We start from the raw sequence: 8,766 nt of genomic DNA on the forward strand, positions 1-8,766 counted from the left end.
GAACGTGACGCAGGCGGTCGACAGCGGATGCCAGTTCATCCTGACGGTCGGCTACGAGCTGGCCGACGCGACGAGCGCCGAGGCGAAGGCCAATCCCGACGTGCACTTCGCCATCGTCGACGAGCAGGTCGACGGCGAGAATATCAAGCCGATCGTCTTCGACACGGCGCAGGCCGCCTTCCTGGCCGGCTACCTGGCGGCCGGAACGAGCGCGACCGGAAAGGTGGCGACCTTCGGTGGCGGCAACCAGCCTCCCGTGACCCTGTTCATGGACGGCTTCGTCGACGGCGTCGCGAAGTACAACGAGGTGCACGGCACCGCGGTGCAGGCGCTGGGTTGGAACAAAGACGCGCAGGACGGCGTGTTCACTGGCGACTTCGAAGACATCAACAAGGGCAAGGTCACGACGCAGGCGTTCATCGACCAAGGTGCCGACGTCATCCTTCCCGTCGCCGGACAGGTCGGAGAGGGCGCGGCCGCAGCGGCGCTCGAGAACCCGAACGTGTCGATCATCTGGGTCGACAACGACGGCTACGAGACGCTCCCGTCGTCGTACAAGCCGATCATCCTCACCAGCGTGCTGAAGAACACCGGAGACGCCGTCGTGCAGATCGTCGGAGACGACCTCGACGGCACGTTCGACAACGCGCCCTTCGTGGGAACGCTCGAAAACGGGGGAGTCGCCCTCGCGCCCTACCACGACAAGGCCGGCGCGGTGGCTCCCGCGCTGCAGGCCGAGCTCGACGGGCTGAAGATCGACATCGTGTCGGGTGCCCTCGAGGTCACCAGCCCGAGCACCCCGTAGCTCTCGCCGGCCGGTGGCGCCGCGCGGCGCCTCCGGTGTCGTGTTGGGCGCGCTCGCGCTGAACATTTCGGTGTTGTTTCGACGTGAACGCGTCTTTGTAACGACTGGGCGGCGATGCCGCCCGCGGGCCGCAACCCGCGCGTCACATTGGGTAACGTGAGAGACCACACAGCCCCTGCGCTCCGCCCTCTGCGGAGCAATCCTTGGAGGACATCTTGAGCAAGACCATTCGCCGCGCCGCCCTGGGTGGCATCGCCACCCTCGGGTTCGCCGCACTCCTCGCCGGTTGCGCGTCCGCGCCGGCCGAAACCGATTCCACCGACTCCGCCGAGGGCAGCATCGTTCCCTGCATGGTCTCCGACTCGGGCGGATTCGACGACAAGTCGTTCAACCAGGCGGGCTTCGAAGGGCTGAACGACGCCGCGAAGAAGCTGGGTGTCGAGGCGAACACCGTCGAGTCGAACGCCGAGACCGACTTCGCTCCCAACATCTCCAGCCTCGTCGACCAGGGCTGCACGCTCGTCGTCTCCGTCGGATTCGCGCTCTCTGCCGCGACCCTCGAAGCGGCCGAAGCCAACCCCGATGTGGAGTTCGCCCTGCTCGACGACGCCGCCGACGCCGACTTCGACGGAAAGCCCGACTTCGAGAACACCAAGCCGATCGTCTTCGACACGGCCAGCGCGGCGTTCCTCGCGGGCTACGCCGCAGCCGACTACTCCAAGTCGGGAATCGTCGCGGCCTGGGGCGGAATGAACTTCCCCACCGTCACGATCTTCATGGACGGCTTCGCGCAGGGCGTCAAGTACTACAACGAAGAGAAGTCCAAAGACGTCAAGGTTCTCGGCTACGACCTGGCCAACCCCGACGCCGCGACCTTCACCGGTGGCTTCGAGGCCAACGACGTCGCCAAGACGACGGCCCAGAACTTCATCGACCAGGGCGCAGACGTTCTGCTCCCCGTCGGCGGGCCGATCTACCAGAGCGCGGCCGTCGCCATCCAGGAGTCCGGCAAGGACATCTCCCTCGTCGGCGTCGACTCCGACCTCTACGAGAGCGACCCGGAGTACAAGGACCTCTACCTGACGTCGATCCTCAAGGGCATCAAGAGCGCTACCGAGGCCGTCGTCACCGACGCCGCCGCCGGCAGCTTCAGCAACGAGGCCTACGTCGGAACGCTCGAGAACGACGGAGTCGGCATGGCGCCGTTCCACGATTTCGAATCGAAGGTCAACGCATCGCTGCAGGGCGAGATCGATGACATCAAGGCGAAGATCGTCTCGGGTGACATCACCGTCACCTCGTACCTGAGCGAGTAGTCGCACCCAGCTCCACCCGCGTTAAATCGAGGGGCCAGCCATGGCTGGCCCCTCGAGCACGTTAAGCCCCCTCTTCACGCATCGACCATATGGGTAGATTGTCTCTATGAAGCTCGAACTCCGCGGCATCACGAAGCGCTTCGGCGCACTCACGGCCAACGACCACATCGACCTCACGATCGAGCCGGGCGAGATCCACTGTCTCCTCGGCGAGAACGGTGCCGGCAAGTCGACGTTGATGAACGTGCTCTACGGTCTCTACAAGGCCGAAGAGGGCGAGATCCTGCTCGACGACGTCGTGCAGCATTTCTCGGGACCGGGGGATGCCATGGCCGCCGGAATCGGCATGGTGCACCAGCACTTCATGCTCATTCCGGTGTTCACGGTCGCCGAGAACGTGATGCTCGGCCACGAGAAGACGAATGCCGCGGGCGTTCTCGACCTCGGGGCTGCGCGCGAGAAGGTGCGCGAGATCAGCGAAAGATTCGGTTTCCATGTCGATCCGGATGCGCTGGTCGACGATCTGCCCGTCGGCGTGCAGCAGCGGGTCGAGATCATCAAGGCCCTGTCGCGCGACGCGAAGGTTCTCGTGTTCGATGAGCCCACCGCCGTGCTCACGCCCCAAGAGACCGACGAGCTCATGACGATCATGAGGCAGCTGAAGGCGGCCGGCACATCCATCGTCTTCATCACGCACAAACTGCGCGAGGTGCGCGAAGTGGCCGACCGCATCACGGTCATCCGCCTCGGCAAGGTCGTCGGCGAGGCGTCGCCCACGGCGACGAACGCCGAACTGGCCTCGCTCATGGTCGGCCGCGCTGTCGAGCTGACCGTGCACAAAGACCCGGCCGCGCCCGGCGCAGACGCCTTCGTCGTCTCTCAGCTGTCGGTCATCGACCCCCACGGCCAGCTCGTCGTCAACAACGTGAGCTTCGACGTGCGAGCCGGCGAGATTCTCGCCATCGCCGGTGTGCAGGGCAACGGCCAGACAGAACTCACCGAGGCGATCATGGGTCTCCAGCCGCGCGTGCGCGGAGACATCACCCTCGATGGCAAGTCGATCCGTGGGCTCTCGGTGAAGCAGGTGCTCGCATCCGGAATCGGCTTCGTTCCTGAAGACCGCACAGAAGATGGTCTCGTGGGCGAGTTCACCATCGCCGAGAACCTCATGCTCGATCGCAGCGACGGGCCTCCGTTCGTCAAGGCGGGCACGCTTCAACTCAACTACCTGAACGAGTTCGCCGAGCAGAAGTCGCGCGAATTCGATGTGCGCAGCCAGGGCATCGCCACACCCGTCGGCCGCCTCTCCGGCGGAAACCAGCAGAAGGTCGTGCTGGCTCGAGAGCTCAGCCGCGACCTGCGTCTCTTTCTCGCCGCGCAGCCCACTCGGGGCATCGACGTCGGTTCCATCGAATTCGTGCACAAGCGCATCGTCGCGACCCGTGACTCCGGCATCCCCGTGATCGTCGTGTCGACCGAGCTCGACGAGGTCGTCGCACTCGCAGACCGCATCGCCGTGATGTACCGCGGCAGCATCGTGGGCATCGTTCCGGGAGACACGCCCCGCGACGTGCTCGGCCTGATGATGGCCGGCGAAGTGCCCGATTCCGTCACCTCCCCACCCGAAGGAGCGGCCGCGTGAGCCAGCCCGCAGTTCCACCCGGTGCATCCGGCCCACCCGTCACCGCCCCGCCCGCCCAGCCCGGCGCATCCGTCGAGGAGCCGCGCTGGCACGGCGTGATGCGCGAGATCGTCGGCGGCAGCGCCATGATCTCGGTGCTCGCCGTCGTGCTGGCGATGGTGGTCGGAGGAATTCTGATCGCCCTCACGGATGAGAAGGTGACGGCGGCGGCGGGGTACTTCTTCGCGCGCCCGGGCGACCTGTTCTCCGCACTCTGGGACTCGGTCTCCGGCGCCTACACGGCACTGTTCCAGGGGGCGGTCTACAACTTCCGTCGCCCGGGATTCATCGCCGGCATCAAGCCGCTGACCGAGACACTCACCTTCGCCACCCCGTTGATCGCGGCGGGCCTCGGCGTGGGCCTCGCCTTTCGCGTGGGCCTCTTCAACATCGGTGGCCGCGGCCAGATGCTCATCGCGGCGGCGTGCGCCGGCTGGGTGAGCTGGTCGTTCGAGCTTCCCTACGGGCTGCACCTCATCCTCGCCGTCGCGGCGGGCATCATCGGCGGCGCCGTCTGGGGCGGAATCGTCGGACTGCTGAAGGCCCGCACGGGCGCGCACGAGGTGATCGTCACGATCATGCTCAACTTCGTGGCCCTCTACCTCATCTCGTTCATGCTGAAGACGCCCGGCCTGCTGCAGGCCCCGGGGTCGAACAACCCGAAGACGCCGGCAGCGCTTCCCACGGCGGTCTTCCCCGACCTGCTCGGCCCGCAGTTCAACCTGCACTGGGGCTTCATCTTCGTGATCGCGGCCACGGTCTACGTCTGGTACCTGCTCAACCGCTCGAACCTCGGATTCCAGTTTCGGGCCGTGGGAGAGAACCCCAACGCGGCCCGGGTCGCGGGAATCGGCGTCAACAAGATGTACGTCTACGCGATGCTCTTCTCGGGCGGGCTCGTCGGCCTCGCCGGCGTCGCGCAGGTGCTCGGAACCGTCACGACGGGATTCAGCTCGGGCATCGACGCGGGCATCGGCTTCGACGCGATCACCGTGGCGCTTCTCGGGCGGTCGAGGCCCTGGGGCATCTTCTTCGCGGGCATCCTGTTCGGCGCGTTCAAGGCCGGCGGATTCGCGATGCAGGCCTCCGAGGGCATCCCCATCGACATCGTGGTCGTCATCCAATCCCTCATCGTGCTGTTCATCGCCGCGCCGCCGCTCGTGCGTGCGGTGTTCCGGCTGCCCAAGCCCGGCGGCATGAGCCTCAGACGCCCGCGCGCCGAGGCCGCGGCGGTGACCAAGTGAGCATCGACGATCCCCGAACAGGACGAGACGCAGTGAACGCCGAACGCCCCATCGTCGACGAGAACGTCAGCCGCGCCGAGCTGAAGACGCCTGTCGCCGACGCGCCCCTGCAGCACAACCACCCCGACTCGCTGCCGCCCGCGCTCGAGACGACCGTGGTCACGAGCTGGAAGGCGCCGAGCGCGTTCGGCATCTTCTCGATTCTCGCCATCCTGCTGTTCGTGGTCTTCGGACGCGAGGGAACGAGCGGGTTCCGTCTGTCGACCGATTCCGACTTCTTCCAGATCCCCACCCTGCAGGCGCCCACGCGTGCCGCCGGCATCGTGCTCACCGTTCTGATCGTGGCGCTGGCCGCGTACAGCGCATACCTCGTGTCGCGTCGTCGCCCGGTGCGGCTGTGGATCACAGTCGTGTTCGCCGTGCTGTTCCTCGTGGCCTTCCTCACGTGGGCGTCGGCGGGCGCCACGATCCCCGTTCCCGGCCTGCTGGTGGGCGCGGTCGGGCTGAGCGTGCCGCTCGTCTTCGGTGCCCTCGGCGGCGTCATCTCCGAGCGCGTGGGCGTGGTGAACGTGGCCATCGAGGGTCAGCTGCTCGCGGGGGCGTTCGTCTCTGCCATCGTCGCCTCTGTCACAGGCCAGCCCGTACTGGGACTCATCTCGGCCATGGCCGCGGGCGTGCTCGTGTCGTTCGTATTGGCGGCGTTCTCGATCAAGTACTTTGTCGACCAGGTCATCGTGGGTGTGGTGCTGAACGTGCTGGTCACCGGCCTCACGAGCTTCTTGTACTCGCAGGTGCTGTCGAAGAACACCGAGCTGCTGAACAACAGCGCTACCATCCGACTGCCGAGGCTTCCCATTCCCGGGCTCAGCGAGATCCCCATCGTCGGCCCGGTGCTGTTTCGGCAGACGATCATCGTCTACATTCTCTACGTCGCGGTCGCCGTGGTGTTCTTCGCGCTGTTCAAGACGCGCTGGGGCCTGCGCCTGCGCGCCGTGGGAGAGCATCCCCAGGCCGCAGACACCGTGGGCATCAACGTGGCCCGCACGCGGTTCTGGAACGTCTCGCTCGCAGGCGCCATCGCGGGTCTCGGCGGCGCGTACTTCACCATGGGCTCGGTCGGGTCGTTCAACAAGGAGATGACGGCGGGCGCCGGATTCATCGCCCTTGCCGCGGTGATCTTCGGCCGCTGGGATCCGATCCGGGCGACGTTGGCGGCCCTGCTCTTCGGCTTCGCGTCGAACCTGCAGAGCGTGCTCTCGATCATCGGTTCGCCGGTGCCCAGCGAATTCATGCTGATGCTGCCCTACCTGGTGACGATCTTCGCGGTCGCGGGGGTGGTCGGCCGCGTTCGGGGGCCTGCCGCATCCGGAAAACCATACATAAAGTCGTAGGAGGGCAGACATGACCGACGCCGAACGGGCATCCGACACCGCCCATGAACCGAGTATCGACTGGGGCGTGCTGCGTGCCGAGGCGCTCGTGGCGATGAAGAAGGCCTACGTGCCCTACTCGAAGTTTCCGGTCGGGGTCGCCGCGCTCGTCGACGACGGCCGGGTGATCTCGGGCTGCAACGTCGAGAACGCGAGCTACGGCCTCACGCTCTGCGCCGAGTGCGCACTCGTCTCGTCGTTGCACATGACGGGCGGCGGCCACCTGGTCGCCTTCACCTGTGTCGACGGCGACGGCAATGCCCTCATGCCCTGCGGCCGGTGCCGTCAACTGCTCTTCGAGCACTCCGCCCCCGGCATGCAGCTGCAGACCGTCTCGGGCATCCGCACCATCGACGAGGTGCTGCCGGATGCGTTCGGCCCGCGCACCCTGCAGGCATACGTCGAGACGCACTAGCTCCACCGACACCTGCTCCAACGAAAGGCTCCATCCGTGTCAGAATCCTTCGACGTCGTCGACCTGATCCGCACCAAACGCGATCACGGAACGCTCAGCACCGCCGAGATCGACTGGCTGGTCGACGCTTACACCCGGGGCTTCGTGGGCGGCGAGCAGATGGCTGCCCTGGCCATGGCCATCGTGCTGAACGGAATGGAGCGCCAGGAGATCCGCGACCTCACCCTCGCGATGATCGCCTCGGGCGAGCGAATGAGCTTCGCCGGCCTCGGCAAGGTCACGGTCGACAAGCACTCCACGGGCGGGGTCGGCGACAAGATCACGCTGCCGCTGATGCCCTTGGTCGCGACCTTCGGCGTGGCCGTTCCCCAGCTCTCGGGCCGCGGCCTCGGCCACACGGGCGGCACCCTCGACAAGCTCGAGAGCATCCCGGGCTGGCGGGCCGACCTCACGAACGACGAGATGTTCGCGCAGTTGCGTGATGTCGGTGGGGTCATCTGTGCGGCGGGCTCCGGCCTGGCTCCGGCCGACAAGAAGCTCTACGCGCTGCGCGACATCACGGGCACGGTCGAGGCCATCCCGCTCATCGCGTCCAGCATCATGTCGAAGAAGATCGCCGAGGGCACCGACTCTCTCGTGCTCGACGTGAAATTCGGCTCGGGCGCCTTCATGGTCGACATCGAGCAGTCGCGCGAGCTCGCCCGCACCATGGTCGACCTCGGCAATGACGCCGGCGTCGCGACCACCGCGCTGCTCACCGACATGAACGTGCCGCTCGGGCTGGCCATCGGCAATGCCAACGAGGTGCGCGAGTCGGTCGAGGTCCTCTGCGGCGGCGGGCCCGCAGACGTCGTCGAACTCACGGTGGCCCTGGCCCGAGAGATGCTGCGCCTGGCCGGCCAGCCCGACGCCGACGTCGAGAAAGCGCTGGCCGACGGCCGTGCCATGGATACCTGGCGCCGGGTCATCGAGGCGCAGGGCGGAGATCCGGATGCCGCACTGCCGGTCGCGCGCGAGACCCACGTCGTGACAGCCGATCGCGACGGCGTCCTCCTCACCCAGGAGGCGCTTCCCTTCGGTATCGCGGCGTGGAGGCTGGGCGCGGGGCGCGCCCGCGCGCAGGATCCGGTGCAGCACGCCGCCGGCATCGATCTGCACGCGAAGCCCGGCGATGCGGTGAAGGCGGGCCAGCCGCTGTTCACCCTCTCGGCCGACGAGCCCGAACGGTTCGATCGTGCGCTGGCGGCCGTTGAGGGAGCCTGGAGCATCGGCGACGCGTCTGCCTGGGCCGGTCGCGGCCCCCTCGTGGTCGAACGCATCGAGTAGCACTCTGCCGCTCGTCGAGCCCCATCTGCGCTGAGTTGCGGACTTCTGCGGTAGTGCGGTCCACATGGACAACAGAACTCCGCACTTCAGCGGCTCAGCTGATCGATCATCGACCTGAGTTCGGCCAGAAACGGTTCCGGGCGGGCGAGGTCATCCTGCGTGTATTGCAGTTCTGTCCATCCGGCTGCCTGAAGCGCTCGGGTACGAGTTATGTCCTTTCGCCACTGTGCTCGGTCGGCGCGGTGGTGGTCACCCTGGTACTCCATCGACAGCTTGAGGTGGGGGTAGCTCAGATCGACCCTGGCGAGAAATTTACCGTTCGAGTCGAACACCCGACGATTGACCGTCGGTTCAGGCAGCCCCGCGAGCACGATGGCGACTCGAAGAAGCGATTCCCGCGGCGATTCTGCTCGTTCGTTGAGCATGGGAAGCGCCCGCCGGAGGTTGCGAATCCCGCGTCGTGATGGGTACACCTCGACGGCACGGGCGAGGTCGACGGGTGTGGTCTGTGGCAGTCGTCGTGCGATGAGTTTGTCGCCGACTGCGACC

General features: G+C 66.6%; 7 protein-coding genes and 1 pseudogene. 7 read left to right on the forward strand and 1 reads right to left on the reverse strand.

The window, feature by feature from the left end; all coding sequences use genetic code 11:
- From ACE5CZ_RS12210 to ACE5CZ_RS12240, 7 genes are all read left to right on the forward strand, one after another.
- The coding region (locus ACE5CZ_RS12210; protein ID WP_374947603.1) for a BMP family protein at positions 1–805 on the forward strand (805 nt) is incomplete at its 5' end.
- Between the two features lie 215 nt (positions 806–1,020).
- A complete protein-coding gene (locus ACE5CZ_RS12215) occupies positions 1,021–2,121 on the forward strand; it encodes a BMP family protein (protein WP_374947604.1) in 1,101 nt (366 codons plus the stop codon).
- Positions 2,122–2,227: 106 nt separating this feature from the next.
- Complete coding sequence (locus ACE5CZ_RS12220) at positions 2,228–3,763, forward strand: ABC transporter ATP-binding protein (protein WP_374947605.1); 1,536 nt, start codon at positions 2,228–2,230, stop codon at positions 3,761–3,763.
- Positions 3,760–5,046, forward strand: coding sequence for an ABC transporter permease (locus ACE5CZ_RS12225; RefSeq protein ID WP_374947606.1), 1,287 nt, complete (start codon positions 3,760–3,762; stop codon positions 5,044–5,046). The genes ACE5CZ_RS12220 and ACE5CZ_RS12225 overlap by 4 nt, the downstream gene beginning before the upstream one ends.
- Before the next feature lie 107 nt (positions 5,047–5,153).
- Positions 5,154–6,437, forward strand: a complete 1,284-nt coding sequence (locus tag ACE5CZ_RS12230; RefSeq protein WP_374947609.1) for an ABC transporter permease — start codon at positions 5,154–5,156, stop codon at positions 6,435–6,437.
- Positions 6,438–6,447: 10 nt separating this feature from the next.
- Positions 6,448–6,891 (forward strand): cytidine deaminase, encoded by a 444-nt coding sequence (locus ACE5CZ_RS12235; RefSeq protein ID WP_374947607.1) that lies wholly within the window; start codon positions 6,448–6,450, stop codon positions 6,889–6,891.
- A gap of 36 nt (positions 6,892–6,927) precedes the next feature.
- Complete coding sequence (locus tag ACE5CZ_RS12240) at positions 6,928–8,217, forward strand: thymidine phosphorylase (protein ID WP_374947608.1); 1,290 nt, start codon at positions 6,928–6,930, stop codon at positions 8,215–8,217.
- A gap of 86 nt (positions 8,218–8,303) precedes the next feature.
- Here the strand turns inward: ACE5CZ_RS12240 and ACE5CZ_RS12245 are convergent.
- Positions 8,304–8,766: pseudogene (locus tag ACE5CZ_RS12245) on the reverse strand (hypothetical protein); the annotation flags it as partial.

The sequence above is a fragment of the Agreia sp. genome (assembly GCF_964263775.1).
Lineage (GTDB): Bacteria > Actinomycetota > Actinomycetes > Actinomycetales > Microbacteriaceae > Agreia.

Coding starts and splice junctions, on each gene's coding strand:
- ACE5CZ_RS12220 (WP_374947605.1), top strand. CDS start 2,228: ATGAAGCTCGAACTCCGCGGCATCACGAAGCGCTTCGGCGCACTCACG.
- ACE5CZ_RS12235 (WP_374947607.1), top strand. CDS start 6,448: ATGACCGACGCCGAACGGGCATCCGACACCGCCCATGAACCGAGTATC.